Origin of the sequence: Paenarthrobacter nitroguajacolicus, from assembly GCF_029952445.1 — a bacterium.
Taxonomy (GTDB): Bacteria; Actinomycetota; Actinomycetes; order Actinomycetales; family Micrococcaceae; genus Arthrobacter; species Arthrobacter nitroguajacolicus_B.
This window is the reverse complement of the sequence record NZ_JAQPPK010000031.1, coordinates 39,263-55,576: the sequence shown is the minus strand read 5'-3', so window position 1 is coordinate 55,576 and position 16,314 is coordinate 39,263. Positions and strand designations below refer to the sequence as shown.

Below are 16,314 nucleotides of genomic sequence, written 5' to 3'. Positions count from 1 at the left end.
ATCCGCAACGATCTAGCTTGATTACTTTACAGTTTTTTTTTTTTACAAGAAAAAAACGGCATACGGTTTGAAGTAATGGGTCTGGTGGGCTGGAAGATGGGAATAGGAGACGGGCCCGGGGCCGGGAGCCCCCATTTAAAGGCGAAAGAACGGGGGGCGGAATGGGGAAAGGGGGAAAACCCGCCCGGCCACCGGTGCTGCTGGCGGACATCCCCATGCCCGCCTCATCACTCGCACCCTCAATGAGGTAACTACTAACTTACGGACCAAGAATGAGTGCTGCCTGCAATAACCTTGGGAGCAAGCTGTGAATCCGGAATCCATTCGACCCCGTCCAAGGTCAACTGCAATGATGGAGCCATGAGCAACCGAATCGCATTCCTTGGCTGTGGGTCCATGAACGAGGCAATTCTGGGAGGTCTGCTCGCAGCGGGCACCGATCCCTCCGACATCGTCGCGACGGTACGCAGGGCCGAGCGCGCGGACGAACTGGCCCAGCGCCACGGCGTCATGGCCATCGCCGGCGAGGAAGAGCCGGACAACAACAAGCTGGCCACCAAGGGCTCCAGCATGGTCATTCTTGGTGTCAAGCCCGTGGGCATCCTGGACCTGGCCCGGGAGATCAGCCCCGCGCTCGGGAAGGACACGATCGTCGTCAGCGTCGCAGCGGCAGTGTCCATCGCCCAACTCGAAGCGGCGCTGCCGGACGGGCAGCCGGTGATCCGCACCATGCCCAACACGCCGGCACGGCTTGGCCGCGGCGTCGTCTCTGTTTCCCCTGGCACCCATTGCACGCCCGAGCAGCTCGAGCAGGCCAAAAAGGCGCTTGCGGGCGCCGGTACCGTGGTGGAGATCCCCGAAGAGCAGGTGGACGCGCTGTCCGCCATCAGCGGCTCAGGCCCGGCCTACGCGTTCTACCTGGCCGAAGCCATGGCTGCTGCCGGCGTCGAGCTTGGCCTGGATGAAGAACTGTCCGTGATGCTGGCCCGCGAAACCGTGGCAGGCGCAGGCTTCATGCTGGCCGAACCGGGCGCGGACCCGCGGTCCCTCCGGGTGGCCGTCACGAGCCCCAACGGCACCACCGAACGCGCCATCGCGGCCTTTGACGACGGCGGGATCCCCAGGATCATTGCCGACGGCGCGCGCGCAGCAGCAGCCCGCGCAGCCGAGATCACCAAACAGCTCGGCTAGTTCTTGTACAGCTAACGCCCTCAAACGGGAGTCTTAAGGGCGTTAGGTGTACAAAAACTGTTACGGCCGGGCGGCGAACCGTTCCAGCAGGTCCACGTGTCCGGACACGATCAACATGTCGTGGCCGGACACTTTGGTTTCCGGCCGGGCGTAGGTGAAGTCCTCGCCCGGGGTTTTCACGCCGACGATCGTCACGCCGTACTTGGAACGGACCTTGGACTCTTCCAACGTGAAGCCCACAGTCTCCTTGGGCGGGTACATCTTCACGATTGCGTAGTCGTCGTCGAACTCGATGAAGTCCAGCATCCTGCCCGATACCAGGTGGGCCGCGCGCACCCCTGCGTCGGCCTCGGGGTAAATGACGTGGTTGGCGCCGATCCGGGTGAGGATCTTGCCGTGGGAAGGCGTGATGGCCTTGACCCAGAGGTGCTGGATGCCAAGGTCCACCAGGTTCACGGTGATTAGCACGGATGACTCAATGGAGGTGCCCACGCCCACCACGGCGGAGCTGAATTCCTGGGCTCCCAGCTGGCGGAGGGCGTCGATGTTCGTGGCATCGGCTTCGACCACGTGGGTCAACACCGGAGCCCACTTCTGGACGAGCGTGCGGTCGCGCTCGATGGCCAGGACTTCACGGCCCTGCTTGACCAGCTGCTCGGCCGTTGCGGACCCGAACCGGCCCAGGCCAATCACCAGTACTGGGGCATTGTGTGCGGGGCGGTTGGCGGCCCCCATGGTATTAGCCAATGATTGGCCTCTCTTCCGGGTAGTGGAACAGCTGGCTGCGCTGGCGCAATGCCAGCCCGGCTGCAAGGGTTACAGTGCCGACGCGTCCGGCGAACATCAAGGCTGTCAGGACGTAAACGCCCGACGGCGGCAGCTCGGCAGTGAGGTTGGTGCTCAGTCCCACGGTGGCGAAGGCGGAGATGGATTCGAAGAGCACCCGGTCCAATGAGGCTCCGCTGATGGAGAGCAACAAGAAGGCAGCCACGGATACCAGGGTGGCGCCAGCGACGATCACCGAGATGGCTACGCGCATGGTGCCTTGCGGGATGGTGCGGCCGTAGACCTTCACATCGGCGTCACCGCGGGCTTCGGCCATGATGGCCAGGAACATGACGGCGATGGTGGTTACTTTGATGCCGCCAGCCGTGGAGGCGGATCCGCCGCCGGCAAACATGAGGGCATCGGTGAGGAGCATGGTGGTGGATTCCATGTGGTTCTGGTCCACCAGGTTGAAGCCACCCGAGCGCGTCATGACTGAAGCAAAAAGTGAATGCGTGATTTTGTCGCCCAGGTCCATGTGGGCGATGGTCCGCACGTTGTCCCACTCCATCAGGGCCCAGAGGACCGCGCCGGCAGCGAGCAGGATGAAGGACACCTGGATGGTCAGCTTGGTGTGGAGGTTCCACTTCTTCCAGTTGAGCCCGTTTTGCTGGAGCACCATCACTACGGGGAAGCCGAGGCTGCCGAGGAAGACACCGAGCATCAGGGGCACCAGGATCCAGAGATCCATCTCGTAGGGGACGATGCCGTCCGAGTGGGGAGTGAAGCCGGCGTTATTAAAGGATGAGATCGAGTAGAAAACCCCGTGCCATACTGCCTGCCAGAAATCCTCGCCGAGCACAATGAAACGCGGAATCAAGGCCAGGGCGAGTGCCCCCTCGATGACCACGGAGGTTACGATGACGATCCGGAGCAGGGTACCCACTTCGCCAAGGCGGCCGGCGTTGTTCATGGCTTCCTGGGCGATGAGTTTGCCGCGCACGCCAAGCCGTTTGCTGACCATGAGGGCCAGGAGCGAGGCGAGGGTCAGGGTACCCAAGCCGCCCACGAAGATGCCCACCAGGATGACCAGCTGGCCGAAGAACGTCCAGTGCGTTGCTGTGGAGACCACGGTGAGTCCGGTGACGCAGACACTTGAGACTGCGGTGAACAGCGCCTGGTGCAACGGCGTCACGTTCCCCTCGGCTGACGCTGCCGGCAGGGACAACAATCCAGTGAAGAGCAGGATGACAACGGCGAACACGGTCAATGCCAAACGCGCCGGTGAGGTGTTGGCAATGTTGTCGATGAAGTCGCGCACGCGGGTGAAGATCCACAGACCTTCCCGCTCCTGCTGGTTGGGTTGCCAGTTGGTCGGGCTCGCGGACCGGGCCTGGCTGTGGGACATGGCGCTCTTCCTTGGTTGAAACAAGCTTTCCTGAGTAGTAAACCACTATTCGTGCGCGTAACCGGGCGTTGGGGCCCTCCAGCCTCGGGTAGCCTGTTCTGGATGAACTCCAGGCTTGGAACAACAGCTTCCAGCATTACGCGCTCCGCACTGCCAACGACGGTGGTGTGGGACCCGGCCATGACTGCCTACAATTTTGGTCCCGGCCATCCCATGGCCCCGCAGAGGCTTGAACTGACAGCCCGCCTGGCCGAATCGTTGGGTCTCTTCGAACACCAGCATGTGGCGGTGGAGGCACCCGCCCTGGCAACCGACGTCGAACTTTTCTCGGTCCACAGCCGCGAGTATGTGGAGGCCGTGCGGCGCGTCAGCGCTGACCCCTCCAGCCCCGAGGAAGATCGTGGCCTGGGAACCGAGGATGACCCCGCCTTCGCCGGCATGCACGAGGCCAGCGCGCGTTTGGCCGGGGGCTCGCTGCTGGCGGCCGAGACCATCCTTTCGGGCAGCGCCGTGCGGGCCGTGAACTTCAGCGGCGGCATGCATCACGCTGCACGGGACCGTGCCAGCGGATTCTGCGTCTACAACGATGTCGCCATCGCCACCCAGCGGCTTCTCGACGGCGGCGTTCAGCGCGTGGTGAGCATCGACGTCGACGCCCATCACGGGGACGGGACGCAAAGCATCTTCTGGAACGATCCCCGGGTCATGACCATCAGCCTTCACGAAACCGGCCTCACCCTGTTTCCCGGAACAGGCTTTGCCAATGAAACCGGGGGACCGGACGCACCCGGTACCGCGGTGAACGTAGCGCTTCCCACGTTCACGGGAGATGCCGCCTGGTTGCGGGCCTTCCATGCCGTGGTGCCGCAGCTAGTGGGAGCCTTCCAACCTGAGGTGATTGTCAGCCAGCACGGCTGCGACTCCCACCGGGACGACCCCCTGACGCACCTCAACCTCAGCGTCGACGGGCAGCGGGAGGCCGCCTCCGCCGTCGCGAGCCTTGCCGCCCGTTACTGCGACAACCGGTGGATCGCCACCGGGGGAGGGGGTTACGACGTCACGGGGGTGGTGCCCCGCGCCTGGAGCCACCTGATAGGCATGGTCACCCAGCGGCCCGTCCCGCTCAGCCTTCCCGTGCCGGAAGCCTGGAGGTCGTATGTCAGGGAAACGTACGGAGTGTGGGCTCCTGAGACGATGGGCGATGACGTGGACGTTTGGTGGCGCTCGTGGGAGGTTGGCTATGATCCCGCCGATGAGGTGGACCGGACCGTCATAGCCACCCGCAAGGAGATCTTCCCGCTGTACGGACTGGACCCTTGGTTTGACTGATGGTTGGTTTCACTGACTTGCCCGTCCGCACACAAGGAAACAGGGATGCCAATCGGCGTATATGTCGCTAGGGTGTAAGGCATGGTGACTGACGACGTATTTGCCGTCATAGCTGAGGCAACCAGGCGTGACATCCTGGTCTCCCTCCGCTCTGGGGATAAAGCTGTAGGCGAACTGGTGGAAGAACTGGCTGCGAGCCAGCCCACCATCTCCAAGCATTTGAAAGTGCTCCGCGAGGCAGACCTCGTCAGCATGCGCGCCCAGGGCCAGAAGCGTTTCTATGCGCTCAATCCCAAGCCGCTCGCCGGCGTCGCCAACTGGCTTGAAACGTTCGACGTCGGGACCTCGGCTCCCGCCGCCGTCGCGCCTGCCGCTGCTCCGGCTGTAGCGGAACCGGAGGCTACGCCCGTCGATACGCCGACGCTTCCCGAAGCGATCAACCAAGCGGCGAAGGACCACGCAGGCGACACCCCTGTGATGTTGGATCCGGCGTCCGACGATACTGTTCCCCAGCAAATCGGGCGCACCGTGGGCCGAGCCGCCACGAAGGCTGCCGACCTGTTGGCCAATCTGCCGAACCTGCCCAACCTCCCCAAGTTCGGACGCAAGCGCTAAGCCTCGGACACCTCACGTGACTCTCATCACATTGTGAGTTCTTGTTAACCTTCCGTTCCTTGATTTGTCAACGATTTTCTACGCTTGTGTTAAGTCCGGGCGGGGGTCACATTGCCGCCGGATGGAGATCCTACCTCCTTTGATGCAACCATGGGCGGGACTGATTCGTCCCGCCGCTGGCCGGCGCACCGAGGATAGGAAGACCGCATGGATTCAAGGCTCGAAGCCGTCCGCGACACCGTTTTGGCGCGGAACCCGGGGGAGAAGGAATTCCACCAGGCCGTCATTGAGGTCTTCGAAAGCCTTGGTCCGGTGCACGACCGCCACCCTGAATTCCTTGAAGGCGCCATCCTGGAACGCCTGTGCGAGCCGGAGCGACAGATCATTTTCCGCGTCCCCTGGACCGACGATGCCGGACGCGTCCACGTCAACCGCGGATTCCGGGTGGAGTTCAACTCTGCGCTTGGTCCCTACAAGGGCGGCCTCCGGTTCCATCCCTCGGTGTACCTGGGGATCGTGAAGTTCCTCGGCTTCGAGCAGATCTTCAAGAATGCGCTGACAGGCATGCCGATCGGCGGCGGCAAGGGTGGCTCGGACTTCGATCCCCGTGGCCGTTCCGACGCGGAGATCATGCGTTTCTGCCAGTCCTTCATGACCGAGCTGTACCGCCACATCGGTGAGTACACCGACGTTCCAGCGGGCGACATCGGCGTTGGTGGCCGCGAAATCGGGTACCTCTTCGGCCAGTACAAGCGCATCACCAACCGCTACGAGTCCGGCGTCCTGACCGGCAAGGGCATTTCGTGGGGCGGCTCCCTGGTCCGTCCGGAGGCCACGGGGTACGGCACCGTGATCTTCGCCCAGGAGATGCTGAAGACCCGGGGTGCTTCCTTTGATGGCCAGCGCGTTGTGGTCTCTGGTTCCGGGAATGTTGCCATCCACGCCATTGCCAAGGCCCAGTCCCTCGGCGCCACCGTGGTGGCCTGTTCGGATTCCGCCGGTTACATCGTGGACGAGGCGGGGATCGACGTCGGCCTTTTGAGCCAGATCAAGGAAGTCGAGCGCGGGCGCCTCACGGAGTACGCTGCCCGGCGGCCCGGTGCCAGCCATGTCGCTGGCGGTTCGGTATGGGATGTCAACGGTACGGTGGCCCTTCCCTGCGCCACGCAGAACGAACTCGACGGCGATGCTGCCGCCAAGCTGGTCAGCAACGGACTGATCGCGGTGGCGGAGGGCGCCAACATGCCTTCCACCCGCTCGGCTGTGTCGGTCTTCCAGGAAGCCGGGATCCTCTTCGGGCCGGGCAAGGCTGCCAATGCCGGCGGAGTTGCGACGTCCGCGCTGGAAATGCAGCAGAACGCCAGCCGCGACTCCTGGTCCTTCGAGCACACCGAGCAGCGCCTCACCGAGATCATGGTGGGGATCCACGACCGCTGCGCAGCCACGGCCGAAGAATATGGTGCGCCAGGAAACTACGTGGTGGGTGCCAACATCGGCGGCTTCGTCAAGGTGGCCGACGCCATGCTGGCGCAAGGCCTGATCTAGCACCTGTGCACCCAACTGGGTAACAGCACCTGTCGCAATGGACGCCCAATGCGACAGGTGCTATTACTTACATGGGCGCTTCAGCGCTGCAGCAACCGCACGTGGTCCGGGTTCAGGTCCGAGACCTTGCTGACGCCCAGGAGTGCCATGGTCCGGGTCATGTCCTTCTCCAGGATCTGGATGGTGCGGTCCACGCCTTCGCGTCCACCGGCCATCAGTCCGTAGAGGTAAGCCCGTCCGATCAACGCGAAGTCTGCGCCCAGAGCAAGAGCCGCCACGATGTCCGCGCCGCTCATGATGCCCGTGTCCAGGATGACTTCGGCCTTGCTGTTGTCCGCTTTCAATGCCGAAGTGACCTCGGGCAGCAAATGGAAGGGGATGGGTGCGCGATCGAGCTGGCGGCCGCCGTGGTTGGACAGGATGATGCCGTCCGCGCCGTGGTCTACAACGCGCCGGGCGTCTTCCACTGTCTGGATGCCTTTGACCACGAGCTTGCCCTTCCACGTTTCCCGCAGCCAGTCGAGGTCCTCGTATGTCAAGGTGGGGTCGAACATGGAGTTGATGAGGTCCGCAACGGTGCCGGTGTAGCGCGAGAGCGAGGCAAACGTCAGGGGCTCGTGCGTGAGGAAGTTGAACCACCAGGCGGGCCGGTACGAGGCATCGAGCACCGTCTTCAGGGTCAGCGCCGGCGGGATGGTCATGCCGTTGCGGACGTCGCGCAGCCGCGCCCCGGCAACGGCGGTGTCCACGGTGACCATGAGGGTGTCGTTGCCGGCCTTGGCGGCGCGTTCAATCAGTTCGAGGGAGCGGTCGCGGTCGGTCCAGAGGTAGAGCTGGAACCAGTTGCGGCCATTCGGGGCTGCAGCCGCGACATCCTCGATTGATGCCGTGCCCATGGTGGACAGGGTGTACGGAATACCGGCAGCTTCTGCGGCCTGCGAGCCGGCGTATTCGCCTTCGGACTGCATCATGCGGGTGAACCCGGTGGGGGCGATGCCGAACGGAAGGCGGGATTCCTTGCCGAGGATTTCTGTCCGGAGGTCGATCCTGGAGACATCACGCAGGATGCCGGGACGGAATTCAATGTCCTGGAAAGCCTGCCGTGCCCGGCGCAGCGTGATCTCCTCTTCGGCAGCACCGTCGGTGTAGTCGAACGGCGCCTGCGGGGTGCGGCGCTTGGCGATCTCGCGCAGTTCCCAGATGGTGCTGGCGCGCTTGAGTCGCGCACTCTTGCTGAATTCGGGCTTCTTGAACTGCATCAGGGGAGCGAGGTCGGACACCTTGGGGATGCGGCGCTTCAGTGCCGGGGGCTGCCCGCCTGATTTCTGCACGACGGCGGTACGCGGCTGCTGCGCTACATTCTGGTCGCTGCCGGCATTGGCGGGCGCGGCCGTGATCTTGGGGTCGAGGGTGTCGGTCATACGGTTCTCCCTTGAATTCTGTGGTCTTACCACTGTGGTCTAACCACACTGTAAGGCATGTGGTTGGACCACATCAACTAGTATTCCGATATGCGTACCCATGAGTTGGTCCTGCAATGGATCGAGAAGCAGTTGTCTGATGGAGACCTCGTCCTGGGCGGCCGGCTGCCCGGCGAGCGGTCCATGGCCGAGCAGCTGCAGGTGTCCAGGACGTCCGTGCGCGAGGCCGTGCGCATTCTCGAGGCCATGGGCGTTGTCCGCGCCGGCGTTGGTTCGGGAAAGGATGCCGGGACTGTCGTTATCGCTGAGCCGGGATCTGCGCTGGGTTCAACCCTCAGGCTGCATGTGGCCACCCGTCATCTTCCCGTGGCCGACATCGTCGAGACGCGTGTCCTGCTGGAATCCTGGGCTGCCGAACGGGCCAAGGTGGGTGCGCCGGCGCTTGAGGAGGCCGCCGAGCTGCTGGACCAGATGGACGCTGCGCAGGATATCGATGCGTTCCTTGCCTTGGACGCCCGTTTCCATGTGGCTTTGGCGCAGGCGGCAGGCAACTCGGTGGTCAGTGCCATGATGGCTTCGCTGCGGGGCGCGATCGAGAACTACGCAGGTGAGCTCACGGGAAACCTGCCCGACTGGACTACCACATGCGCCCGGCTCCGGACGGAACACCGGGCCATACTCACCGCAGTGAACAACAACGACGGCGGCAAGGCAGCTGAGCTGGTGGCGGCCCACATCCAGGGCTTCTACAAAGAGGCAGGAGTGCCCGCTACTTAAAGCAACGCGGGGTCACTTAGGGCCCATTGGAGCCCCCTGAAAGGGCCATAAGTGACCCCGCGTTGTTCCTCTACGCGGGTTTGAGGGCGGGTGCTGCAGTGCTTTTGCGGATTTCCATGCGCGGAGAGAACTCGTCCTGGGCTTGGGCGGGGGCATCGCCGGTCTGTTGGATCTGCTCGCGCATCCTCCGCCAGGCCAGGCTTCCGAGCTCATTGATGGGCACCGCCGCCGTAGTCAGCGGCGGGGTGGTGTACTTGGCGAACGGAATGTCGTCGAAGCCCGTCACGGAGATGTCCTCCGGGACGCGGATGCCGCGTTCATGCAGGCCGCTGAGGAGCCCCATGGCCACGAGGTCGTTGAAGGCGAGGATACCCGTGCCGCCACTGGCGATGATGGCATCGGTGCATTCGTGGCCCGAATCGAAGTTGGAGCCGCCCGGGAGCATCTGCAGCTCGATCTCCGGGTGCTCCTTCCTGAACTGGTCCAAGCCCACCAGGCGTTGCCGGTTTGAGGCGCTGTGCTCGGGTCCTGAGAGGAAGACCAGTCTGCGGTGGCCCAGGGACACGAGGTGCTGTGCCAACTCCTGGATGCCCTGGCCGTAGTCCACGCTGAGGCTCGGCGTGTTGGTGGCGATGGTGGTGCGGTTGATGAGCACCAGCGGATGCAGGGTGGGGGCCAGCTCCTCGAGTTCCGCGTCCCCCATGCGGGGCGCGCAAAGGACCACGCCATCGCAACGGCGCCGGGCCTCCCCGGCCAGGATCGCTTCCTCACTGGTGACTTCAGAGGAATCCGCGATGAGGACGCGGTACCCGTCCTGGGCCGCTGCGATGCTGAGTCCGCGCAGGATGGCCTGGAACGTCGGGTTGGCCAGATCCGGGACCACAATGCCGATGGTGTCGGTCTTTCCAAGCGCCAGGCTCCGGCCGACTGGATTTGGCTGGTATTTGAGTTCGGCCGCGGCGGCGCGTACCCGCGCGGCGATGCCGGGATCTACTGCGGCGTTACCGTTCATGACGCGTGAGACCGTGGCGTGTGAAACGCCTGCCTTCTCCGCGACGTCGGCAATCCCAACGCGCCTGTTGGTGTTCCTGCGTGCCATGTGGCCCCTTCCCTTTTGTCGCCTTCCGGGTGCTCCGTCGTTGGAGCAGCGGTTGACGTGACCACCAGAGTCTTGATAGAAAGCTTATAACCCTCTGAGAAAACGCTTTCTCGCTTATTCTTCCACACACACCCGGGCCGTCAAGCGGTTCACTCCTGCCTTTTGAAAGGGGCATTCACATGGTCAACGTCGACTCAGCCGAGACCCGGACCCCACCAGCAGAAGCGGCAACCCGGACAGACGGCCGCCAGCGGACCCGCATTGCCCTGATCGGAACCGGTGGCCGCTCGGAAATGTACATCCGGGCAATCTACGGACAGCACGCCGATGTAGCCCAGCTCATCGCCTTGTCAGACGTCAACCAGGGTCGCGTGGATTTCTACCAGGAGCTCATCAAGGAACTCGGCGGAACGGAGCCAGTGGCTTCCTTCGAACCGGGCTCGCTCACCAGCTTCATCCAGTCCAACGACATCGAGCGCGTCATCGTCACGACGCCCGACTACACCCACGCGGACTACATCGTGGAGGCGCTCGAGGCGGGTGCCGACGTCGTGGTTGAAAAGCCGTTGACCATTGACGTCGAGGGTTGCCGCCGCATCACCGAGGCCGTGGCCAGGACCGGACGCAACGTTGTGGTCACGTTCAACTACCGCTACTCACCGCGCAACAGCGCTCTGAAGGAAGTCATCCAGAACGGCGTGATCGGAAAGGTCACGTCCATCGACTTCAGCTGGGTGCTGGACACGGTGCATGGCGCCGACTATTTCCGCCGCTGGCACCGGGACAAGAAGAACTCCGGTGGCCTGCTCATCCACAAGGCTTCGCACCACTTCGACCTCGTCAACTGGTGGATCAATGACGTTCCGGAACGGGTCTTCGCTTCCGGTGGCCTGCGCTTCTACGGTGAGAAGAATGCTGCGGAGCGTGGCTTGGGGGCCCGTCCGGAACGCGGCACCGTGGACGGCCTGGAGCACGATCCCTTCCGTCTGGACATGCGCGAGGATGAGCGCCTGAAAGCCCTGTACTACGACAACGAAAAGTTCGACGGCTACCTCCGCGACCAGGACGTCTTCACGGAGGGCATCACCATCGAGGACAACCTCGCCCTCGTGGTGGACTACCAGGGCGGACCCACCCTGAGCTACTCGCTGAACGCCCACAGCCCGTGGGAAGGCTACCGGGTGACTGTCAACGGCACCGAGGGCAGGGCTGAACTCGAAGTGGTGGAGCGCGCCGCCGTCGAATCCAGCACCGACAAGAAGACGGTGGTGGACCCGAGCGCCACACCCATCGAAGAAGAGGACGCAGTGCGCCGGAACGGCGAACGCCTGGTGGTCCAGCGCCACTGGGAAGCTGCGTATGAGGTCCCCATCATCAACGGTGAAGGTGGCCATGGCGGTGGCGACAACCTGCTGCTCTCGGACCTCTTCAACGGCCCCGGCATCGACCCGCTGGGCCGTCCGTCCGGCTACATCGACGGACTCCGCTCGGTATCGGTGGGTATCGCCGGGAACCAGTCGCTGGACACTGACCTTCCCGTCCGGATCAGCGAACTCGGCCTCGGCGTCGACCTCAGCCGCAGCCAGGCCTGACCGGTTCAACCCAGACAAGGAGACAGCATGAGCAGGATTTTCGTCACCGGCGGTTCGGGCAGGCTCGGCCGCAGCGTCGTGTCCGGACTCGCCGGAGCCGGCCACACGGTGATCTCGGTTGACCGTGACGCCATTCCGGCAGCGCAACTGCCAGCCGGCGTCGAGCAATACAGCGCGGACCTGCTGGCGCCTGGGGAGGCGGAGCGGCTCATCCGCGAAACAGCGCCCGACGCCGTAGTCCACCTCGCTGCTATTGCCGTACCTTTCAGCGCACCTGAGGACGTCATCTTCAGCACGAACACCCGGCTCGCCTACGCGGTCATCAGCGCAGCCACCGATGCCGGCGTCCCGAAGATCGTCACGGCAAGCAGCCCCACCGCACTGGGCTACGGCTCGCCGGCAGGGTGGCTGCCGCCGTCGTTTCCGCTGAACGAAAAGACGCCACCCAAGCCGTGGAATGCCTACGCGTTGTCCAAGCTGATCGCCGAGCAGACGGTGCAGATGTTCGCGGCTGCACAGGGAAACAAGATCCGCTACGCCGCGTTCCGCCCTTGCTTCGTGATCTCCCCGGAGGAATGGGAAGGAGCGCTCACGCAGCAAGGCCACACGGTCCGTGAACGCCTGGACGACCCCGCCCTGTCCGCTCCGGCCCTGTTCAACTACGTGGACGCCCGTGACGTGGCGGACTTCCTTGATGTGCTGCTGGACAAGATGGACTCCATTCCCAACGGCGAGGTGTTCTTTGTTGGCGCGAAGGATGCCCTGGCCACAGCACCACTGGCCGAACTCTTTCCACGTTTCCTTCCCGGCAGCGAAAACCTCACTGCGTGTCTGACCGGAACCAGCCCGGCATTTTCCGTCGACAAGGCCCGTGAGCTCCTGGGCTGGGAACCGAAGCGCACCTGGCGAATTGAACTCACCCCGCCGTACGCGGGCCCTGATACTGCAGCAAACCGAGCACCACTCAATGACGAGATCCACGCCGGCCTGGTCCCGGCGGGAGCAACCAAGGAGGCACCATGAATTTCGACGGCGTACTGTTCTTTCCCGTCACACCCTTCGCTGAGGACGGCAGCGTGGACGTTGCCCTGCTGAAGGAGCACATCACCTCACGGCTTCCGTTCGGTCCCGGCGGCGTTTTCCCGGCGTGTGGCACCGGTGAATTCCACGCGCTCTCCCTCGATGAGATCCGAACTGTGGTGACCGCCGCCGTCGAGGCTGTTGCAGGGGCCGTTCCGGTGGTTTCGGGTGCCGGCGGTCCTTTGGGCCACGCCCTGGCCGCTGCAAAGGTTGCCGAGGAAGCCGGGGCGGATGCCCTCCTGGTGCTCCCTCCGTACCTCGTGACCGGTCCCACGGACGGTGTGGTGGCCTATGTTGAAGCCATCGCGGCGGCCAGCAGCCTGCCCGTGATCGTGTACCACCGCGGCACTGCCAAGTTCACCGCCGAAGCCATCACCCGGCTCACCGCGAATCCCAAGGTGGTCGGCTTCAAGGACGGAATCGGCGACGTCGGCCTGGCCCAGGAAATCGTTTCGGCCATCAATGCGAGCGGCCGCACCGACTTCGCTCTGTTCAACGGCCTCCTCACTGCGGAACTGACCCAGGGCGCCTACCGTGGCCTGGGCATCCCGTTGTACTCCTCGGCAGCTTTCGCCATGGCACCGGAGATCGCCAAGGCCTACTACGACGCCTACGTCGCCGGTGACGAAGAACGCCGCCACGCGCTGCTGGAGGGCTTCTACGCTCCGCTTGTCCGCCTCCGTGACCAGACGCCGGGCTTCGGCGTCTCGCTCATCAAGGCCGGTCTGCGTCTCGCAGGCCTTCCGGTAGGCCCGGTCCGTCCCCCGCTGGTTGATCCCACAGAGGAGCAGTTGCTGGAACTCAAAGCCATCCTGGCCAAGGGCCACGAGCTGGCAGGCAGCTGATGACGGCCCGCATCACGGGCCTCACCAGCCGCCTGATCACGGTCCCGCTGCTGCGCAGCTGGGGTGTGGAGGCGCCCGAGAACCATGTGATTGTCACCGAACTGACTACGGACGACGGCGGCACGGGTCACGGTTTCTCGTGGACCCCGACCATCGGTCCCCAAGCAGTCAAGGCCCTTCTGGATCACGACATCGCGCCGTTCATTGCCGGCTTGGAAGCGAATCCGGAGACAGTCTGGGACCAGCTTTGGAAGCGGCTGCACGAGGCCGGCGGTGGGGGTCTGACCACCATCGCAATGGCCGGCGTCGATCTGGCGCTTTGGGACCTGACGGCGAGGCGGGCCGGCACATCGGTCACCGGTCTTCTGGGTCAACGCCAGGATTCCGTGGAAGTCTACGGTTCCGGTGTGAACCTGCACTACACCCTTGAGCAACTCGTAGAGCAGGCCCAGCGATGGGTGGCGGCCGGACACAGGGCCGTGAAGATCAAAGTGGGCAAGCCCGAGCTTCGCGAAGACGCAGAGCGGGTTGCCGCTGTGCGTCAGGTGATCGGTCCTGACCGGCTGCTCATGATCGATGCCAACCAGCGCTGGGACCTGGCCCACACCTTCCGGGCCTTGGAGGTTTTGGGGGAGTACGGACTGGAATGGTTGGAGGAACCTATCCGTGCTGATGACCTCTGGGCTTACCGGCGCCTACGCAAGCACTCGCCGGTGCCCATTGCATTGGGCGAAAATGTCCACACCGTGTACCGGTTCCGCGATTTCATCGAGGCCGAGGCCGTGGACATCATCCAGCCCAACATCGTCCGGGTGGGCGGCATCACGCCGTTCCGCAGGATTGTTGAACTGGCTCGTACCCACAGCATCAGGGTGGCGCCGCACTTGCTTCCGGAACTCTCGGGGCAGTTGGCGCTCACGTTGGCTGAGCCGGTCAGCGTGGAGGACGTCGAAGATGCCTCGTTCGGGCAGCTCGGAATCCTGGCCGGTCCTTCCCCGGTGCGGATCAGCAACAGCACCGGCACCATCGGGCTCACTTCAGCGGGCCTTCCGGGCCTCGGCTTCGAGTTCGCCGGTGCCTTGCCACCGCAGCAAGCCACTGACACTTCAGCCCATGACAGCAAAGGAAACCGCATTGAGTACAGCAACTCTTGACCTGACATCCATCACCGCGGCAGCAACTGCGGCGGCGAAGGTGACCGCTGCAGCGAGTGATGCCGAACGCGCGGCCTGGTTGACCGCCGTCGCCGACGCGTTGGACGCCAACGTCACCGAACTTGTGGCAATCGCTGATTCCGAGACGAGCCTTGGCACCGTCCGGCTGACGGGTGAAGTGGCAAGGACCAGCGGGCAGCTGAGGCTGTTCGCCGAGGTCATCACCGAGGGCTCCTACTTGGAAGCGATCATCGACCACGCTGATCCCGCCGCCACCCCGCCCAAGCCCGACCTGCGCCGCATCCTGCGTCCGATCGGCCCCGTGGCGGTGTTCTCGGCGTCGAACTTCCCCTTCGCTTTCTCCGTGGCCGGAGGCGACACCGCATCCGCACTGGCCGTCGGTTGCCCGGTGATCGTCAAGGCGCACTCGGGGCACTTGCGGTTGTCGGAGCGGACCGCGGAGATCGTCTTCGAAGCCCTGTCCAAGGCCGGTGCTCCGGAGGGTATCTTCGCCTTGGTCAGCGGACGCGAGGCCGGTACCGCACTGGTCCAGGACCCCGCAATCAAAGCCGTGGGTTTCACCGGCTCCATCCCAGGTGGCCGGGCATTGTTCGACCTCGCTGCTTCCAGGCCCGAGCCCATTCCGTTCTACGGTGAGTTGGGCAGCCTGAACCCCGTTGTCATCACGGCCGAGGCCCTGGCGGAACGCGGCCAGCAGCTCGCGGCCGGCCTGGCTGGTTCCTTCACCATGGGCGCTGGACAGTTCTGCACCAAGCCCGGGCTGGTCTTCGTTCCGGCAGGTACGGACTTCGCTGCGCACCTGGCCGAGGCCAGCAAGGACAAGCCGACCGCCGCAATGCTGACGGAGCGCATCGCGGAAGCCTACCCCGACGGGTTGCGGAACGTAGCGGACCAGCCGGGAGTCGCCGTCGTCAGTGGCACCGTGCAGCAGGACAGCCTGTCCGATGGTGCCGCGCCCGTGGTCTTCTCCACCAGCGCCGCCAACGTCCTTGAACGCCCTGAAGAGCTGCTCGAGGAATGCTTCGGACCGACCACTCTGCTCATCGAGTACTCCAGCCAAGAGGAGCTTTCCGCTGCCTTGGCCAAGGTTCCCGGCAGCCTTACGGGTACCGTCCACGCGCAGCCAGGCGAGGATGTTTCGACGCTCGTGGAGCAGTTGAGCGGCTTGGCCGGGCGCGTTTTGTTCGACGGTTGGCCCACAGGAGTCGCAGTGAACTGGGCACAGCAGCACGGTGGCCCCTACCCGGCCACCACGTCGCTGTTCACCTCAGTGGGTGCTACCGCGGTCCGCCGTTTCCAGCGCCCCGTGGCCTACCAGGACGCCCCTGAAAGCGTGCTGCACCCGGCCTTGCGCGATGCCAACCCGTTGGGCATCCCGCGGCGTGTGGACGGCATCCTGACGCTCGGTTAACCCAAGTAGGTAACAGCAAACGTCGCTTTGAGGACTCATTGCGACAGTTGCTGTCACCTAG

At 64.2% G+C, this 16,314-nt stretch carries 14 protein-coding genes; 10 read left to right on the top strand and 4 right to left on the bottom strand.

The window, feature by feature from the left end; translation table 11 throughout:
* Window positions 1-360: 360 nt before the first annotated feature.
* On the top strand, window positions 361-1,191 hold the full coding sequence (proC, locus tag PJL15_RS19165; protein ID WP_281452723.1) for a pyrroline-5-carboxylate reductase: 831 nt from the start codon (window positions 361-363) through the stop codon (window positions 1,189-1,191).
* 60 nt (window positions 1,192-1,251) lie between these two features.
* Here proC and PJL15_RS19160 read toward each other — a convergent pair whose 3' ends face one another.
* Complete coding sequence (locus tag PJL15_RS19160; RefSeq protein ID WP_281452722.1) at window positions 1,252-1,926, bottom strand: potassium channel family protein; 675 nt, start codon at window positions 1,924-1,926, stop codon at window positions 1,252-1,254.
* Between the two features lie 4 nt (window positions 1,927-1,930).
* Entirely contained in the window at window positions 1,931-3,364 is a 1,434-nt protein-coding gene (locus PJL15_RS19155; protein ID WP_281452721.1) for a TrkH family potassium uptake protein, read from the bottom strand.
* 102 nt (window positions 3,365-3,466) lie between these two features.
* On the opposite strand from PJL15_RS19155, the gene PJL15_RS19150 reads away from it, so the two are divergent.
* The 3 genes from PJL15_RS19150 to gdhA all read left to right on the top strand — a co-directional run bounded on the left by PJL15_RS19150 (window position 3,467) and on the right by gdhA (window position 6,853).
* A complete protein-coding gene (locus PJL15_RS19150) occupies window positions 3,467-4,693 on the top strand; it encodes an acetoin utilization protein AcuC (RefSeq protein ID WP_281452720.1) in 1,227 nt (408 codons plus the stop codon).
* A gap of 81 nt (window positions 4,694-4,774) precedes the next feature.
* Window positions 4,775-5,308 (top strand): ArsR/SmtB family transcription factor, encoded by a 534-nt coding sequence (locus PJL15_RS19145; RefSeq protein ID WP_281452719.1) that lies wholly within the window; start codon window positions 4,775-4,777, stop codon window positions 5,306-5,308.
* Window positions 5,309-5,515: 207 nt separating this feature from the next.
* Complete coding sequence (gdhA, locus tag PJL15_RS19140; RefSeq protein ID WP_281452718.1) at window positions 5,516-6,853, top strand: NADP-specific glutamate dehydrogenase; 1,338 nt, start codon at window positions 5,516-5,518, stop codon at window positions 6,851-6,853.
* Between the two features lie 80 nt (window positions 6,854-6,933).
* Here the strand turns inward: gdhA and PJL15_RS19135 are convergent, their stop codons facing one another.
* Complete coding sequence (locus tag PJL15_RS19135; protein WP_281452717.1) at window positions 6,934-8,274, bottom strand: alpha-hydroxy acid oxidase; 1,341 nt, start codon at window positions 8,272-8,274, stop codon at window positions 6,934-6,936.
* Window positions 8,275-8,364: 90 nt separating this feature from the next.
* Here PJL15_RS19135 and PJL15_RS19130 point away from each other — a divergent pair, with 90 nt between their 5' ends.
* Entirely contained in the window at window positions 8,365-9,051 is a 687-nt protein-coding gene (locus PJL15_RS19130) for a FadR/GntR family transcriptional regulator (RefSeq protein ID WP_281452716.1), read from the top strand.
* A gap of 70 nt (window positions 9,052-9,121) precedes the next feature.
* Here PJL15_RS19130 and PJL15_RS19125 read toward each other — a convergent pair whose 3' ends face one another.
* On the bottom strand, window positions 9,122-10,150 hold the full coding sequence (locus tag PJL15_RS19125; protein ID WP_281452715.1) for a LacI family DNA-binding transcriptional regulator: 1,029 nt from the start codon (window positions 10,148-10,150) through the stop codon (window positions 9,122-9,124).
* Between the two features lie 179 nt (window positions 10,151-10,329).
* Here PJL15_RS19125 and PJL15_RS19120 point away from each other — a divergent pair, with 179 nt between their 5' ends.
* Genes PJL15_RS19120 through PJL15_RS19100 form a run of 5 tightly spaced genes read left to right on the top strand, consistent with a single transcriptional unit; the run spans window position 10,330 to window position 16,253 of the window.
* Window positions 10,330-11,742 (top strand): Gfo/Idh/MocA family protein, encoded by a 1,413-nt coding sequence (locus PJL15_RS19120; protein ID WP_281452714.1) that lies wholly within the window; start codon window positions 10,330-10,332, stop codon window positions 11,740-11,742.
* Between the two features lie 27 nt (window positions 11,743-11,769).
* On the top strand, window positions 11,770-12,765 hold the full coding sequence (locus tag PJL15_RS19115) for an NAD-dependent epimerase/dehydratase family protein (protein ID WP_281452713.1): 996 nt from the start codon (window positions 11,770-11,772) through the stop codon (window positions 12,763-12,765).
* The gene (locus tag PJL15_RS19110) at window positions 12,762-13,667 is read left to right on the top strand and encodes a 5-dehydro-4-deoxyglucarate dehydratase (protein WP_281452712.1); all 906 of its coding nucleotides are present in this window, start codon (window positions 12,762-12,764) and stop codon (window positions 13,665-13,667) included. Before PJL15_RS19115 ends, PJL15_RS19110 begins: the two co-directional genes overlap by 4 nt.
* Window positions 13,667-14,821, top strand: coding sequence for a mandelate racemase/muconate lactonizing enzyme family protein (locus PJL15_RS19105; RefSeq protein ID WP_281452711.1), 1,155 nt, complete (start codon window positions 13,667-13,669; stop codon window positions 14,819-14,821). The genes PJL15_RS19110 and PJL15_RS19105 overlap by 1 nt, the downstream gene beginning before the upstream one ends.
* The gene (locus tag PJL15_RS19100; RefSeq protein WP_281452710.1) at window positions 14,802-16,253 is read left to right on the top strand and encodes an aldehyde dehydrogenase (NADP(+)); all 1,452 of its coding nucleotides are present in this window, start codon (window positions 14,802-14,804) and stop codon (window positions 16,251-16,253) included. The genes PJL15_RS19105 and PJL15_RS19100 overlap by 20 nt, the downstream gene beginning before the upstream one ends.
* Window positions 16,254-16,314 lie beyond the last annotated feature (61 nt).

What these genes read in the sequence shown, in the direction of transcription:
- proC (WP_281452723.1), top strand. Translation starts at nt 361, where the DNA reads ATGAGCAACCGAATCGCATTCCTTGGCTGTGGGTCCATGAACGAGGCA.
- PJL15_RS19160 (WP_281452722.1), bottom strand. Translation starts at nt 1,926, where the DNA reads ATGGGGGCCGCCAACCGCCCCGCACACAATGCCCCAGTACTGGTGATT.
- PJL15_RS19155 (WP_281452721.1), bottom strand. Translation starts at nt 3,364, where the DNA reads ATGTCCCACAGCCAGGCCCGGTCCGCGAGCCCGACCAACTGGCAACCC.
- PJL15_RS19150 (WP_281452720.1), top strand. Translation starts at nt 3,467, where the DNA reads ATGAACTCCAGGCTTGGAACAACAGCTTCCAGCATTACGCGCTCCGCA.
- PJL15_RS19145 (WP_281452719.1), top strand. Translation starts at nt 4,775, where the DNA reads ATGGTGACTGACGACGTATTTGCCGTCATAGCTGAGGCAACCAGGCGT.
- gdhA (WP_281452718.1), top strand. Translation starts at nt 5,516, where the DNA reads ATGGATTCAAGGCTCGAAGCCGTCCGCGACACCGTTTTGGCGCGGAAC.
- PJL15_RS19135 (WP_281452717.1), bottom strand. Translation starts at nt 8,274, where the DNA reads ATGACCGACACCCTCGACCCCAAGATCACGGCCGCGCCCGCCAATGCC.
- PJL15_RS19130 (WP_281452716.1), top strand. Translation starts at nt 8,365, where the DNA reads ATGCGTACCCATGAGTTGGTCCTGCAATGGATCGAGAAGCAGTTGTCT.
- PJL15_RS19125 (WP_281452715.1), bottom strand. Translation starts at nt 10,150, where the DNA reads ATGGCACGCAGGAACACCAACAGGCGCGTTGGGATTGCCGACGTCGCG.
- PJL15_RS19120 (WP_281452714.1), top strand. Translation starts at nt 10,330, where the DNA reads ATGGTCAACGTCGACTCAGCCGAGACCCGGACCCCACCAGCAGAAGCG.
- PJL15_RS19115 (WP_281452713.1), top strand. Translation starts at nt 11,770, where the DNA reads ATGAGCAGGATTTTCGTCACCGGCGGTTCGGGCAGGCTCGGCCGCAGC.
- PJL15_RS19110 (WP_281452712.1), top strand. Translation starts at nt 12,762, where the DNA reads ATGAATTTCGACGGCGTACTGTTCTTTCCCGTCACACCCTTCGCTGAG.
- PJL15_RS19105 (WP_281452711.1), top strand. Translation starts at nt 13,667, where the DNA reads ATGACGGCCCGCATCACGGGCCTCACCAGCCGCCTGATCACGGTCCCG.